3 protein-coding genes are annotated in these 2,325 nt (G+C 54.0%); 2 read left to right on the forward strand and 1 reads right to left on the reverse strand.

Annotated features, from left to right (window positions below):
• A partial coding sequence (locus tag CT676_RS44730) for a hypothetical protein (protein WP_167768362.1) occupies positions 1-483 on the forward strand: 483 nt, incomplete at its 5' end.
• A gap of 8 nt (positions 484-491) precedes the next feature.
• Complete coding sequence (locus CT676_RS43460; protein WP_135217334.1) at positions 492-1,163, forward strand: OmpA family protein; 672 nt, start codon at positions 492-494, stop codon at positions 1,161-1,163.
• 982 nt (positions 1,164-2,145) lie between these two features.
• On the opposite strand, the gene CT676_RS44735 is transcribed toward CT676_RS43460, so the two are convergent.
• On the reverse strand, positions 2,146-2,325 hold a 180-nt coding region (locus CT676_RS44735; RefSeq protein ID WP_167768363.1), incomplete at its 5' end, for a hypothetical protein.

Raw genomic sequence — 2,325 nt, forward strand, 5'->3', positions numbered from 1 at the left:
CCCGATGATCTGCTCTTCCGAAAAGCGGCTGCGCTTCATGCTCTGGTCCTTGTCGTGGGCCAGAACGAACTTCAAACTGGATTAAACCCGCGGGGCAAGGTCATTGGGAGGAAAGAACGATTTGAGGACTTTCCGGATGATGAAACACCGATGGATTCATCGCTCACGGTGCCCACGCAATTCTGGGATTACTTGCGCGGGCTCCCAGCGGGACACGCTGATACTCTACTCAGTGTTCAAGCAATGCTCTATTTCCCGTCTCTTGACGGAAAGGGAGCAAGAGATGGGAAGAACATGTACCAACAACATGTTCGTGCCGACTTCCCCTTCATTTTCCAGAATGATGAAGTTCGTTTTCTTGTCACCGAAAATTGCTTCAGGGCGAGCCGTTTAATCGAGCCGCCCAGCAGAGAAGTCCCTTTCGATTTATCGAGGGGAAAGCGTGGTTGTCAGCGACTAATGACCCCAGATATGTGGCAGTGAAGACTTCGATGGTCCTGGGGTCGGCAGACGTTTTGGTGGAGAGCTGGGAAACAACAAAGGAGGACGCGACTTGGAAGGTCGGCGTCAGTAAAGAGTCTGCTGCGGGAATCATTGACAAGATAATCAAGTGGATCCCAAAGCCGACCGTGGAACGGGAATCGGGGAAAACGACAGATACTAGAGGTGGGACGCGGACCGTCGGTGATCTCGCTCAAAAAAGAGAATGGACGATGCTGCTGAATTTGCCGGAGCAGAAGCCTAAGCCGGAATCAGTAATCTACAATGAAAGTTACAAGCATCCTGTTTACTTTGACACTAACAAAAGAGAAGTCGGGAATTACCACGAACCTAAGAACAAGATGGATCAAATAAAGGATCTGATGCGGGTCATGGACGCACAAATTCTTAAATACGGAGCAGAGAACATCACCGGGATCGAGGTCGTGGGACACGCTAGCAGACTCGGTGACACGGAACCGAATATCACCCTTTCTGAAGGTCGAGCGAAATACGTGGCCGATCTTCTCAAACGCCTCTACAAAGTAAAAATCCCTGATGAGAATATTAAATTCCGCGGTGAACCGGTCGACGAGGGCAATGATAAAGACAATAGTTGGAAAGATCGCGTTGTTTGGGTGACGATCAAAGCCGTGAGGAAAACTCCTTATCCCACGCGATGAACGCGCCCCTGAGGTGCGCAGGTCGGATGAGCGATCATGGTTCATCCCGGAAATCGTGCGGAACGGAACCCATGACCCTGCGGAGCGCATGCTCGGCTCGATGAAAGGGACGGGACGCGATGACACTGCGATTTGACAGGCTGCGCGGACGTGTGCGGAAGCTGGAGAAGAGTGTTGGGCCTCTGGGATGGGATAAGCCCCGCGTTCTGTACAGCATAGTCGAGCCGTTGCCAGCAGGCCCCAGGCGCCTGCGAATGCTGGAGCGCGCGCCGGATGGGCAAATGATTGATGTGGCCGACGATTTCGATGATGGCCGGCTCACTGTCGTTGAGGTTCCTATTTTCCCCGGCCGTCATTCTGCACGGCGGTAGCGTGCAGAGGCGTGCCCGACGTTGCGCAAAGCGTTTGCGTTCACCCCGTCGGTTAGGGCCCGTGTTTGTTGGTGCGAGGTGATCCGTTGTCCCGGCGCAGCGCGTTCAGAGCATTGCGCGCGTGGCGCACAGCCACCTGGTTTCGATGTGCTCTATGGCCCATATCAGATATTGCATGGTGTGGCAGTCTTGGAGGGATCAGGGGCAGCGTCATGGATGGTATCAAGTCACCGGTTCGGGATTGGCGTTGTTACATCACGCGGTCAGTTCATCTCGTTAGACGAGAGTCGGATGTAGCAATTGCGCTGAGTTGCCATTCTTTCCTGGCACGTAGTTCCTGTGAGCGGCTGCATATTGCGCATTATGGATTTGCGAAACCACATTTGTCGATGCTCTTTCCGGCCTGTATAAGTCGGTAGCTTCTTCTCCTATTCGAAGAGGCTATCATGAACGCATTGCATACGTGGCTCTCGCAACAGTCTCCCTTCCTCGTCGGCTATTTTGCGACCGCGCTTGACATCGGCGCCTACGTCCCTCAGATCTGGCGCCTCTTGAGTGAGTAACGCTCCGTCGGAATCAGCGTGCGCGCGTACGCACTATGGACGTTGTCGTCAGCGCTCTTTCTCGGTCATTCGATCACCATAGGCGATGTGGTGTTCATGATGACACAGCTCGTGAACATAGTCGCGCTCGGGGTTATCCTGGTGCTTGCGCGGCGTTTCCGCAACCACATCTGCGCCGCACATGCGCGCCAGCTTCACGTCATACGAGAGTAGTTTCTGGACAACGCA

Origin of the sequence: Bradyrhizobium sp. MOS001 (assembly GCF_004634465.1) — a bacterium.
Taxonomy (GTDB): Bacteria; Pseudomonadota; Alphaproteobacteria; order Rhizobiales; family Xanthobacteraceae; genus Bradyrhizobium; species Bradyrhizobium barranii.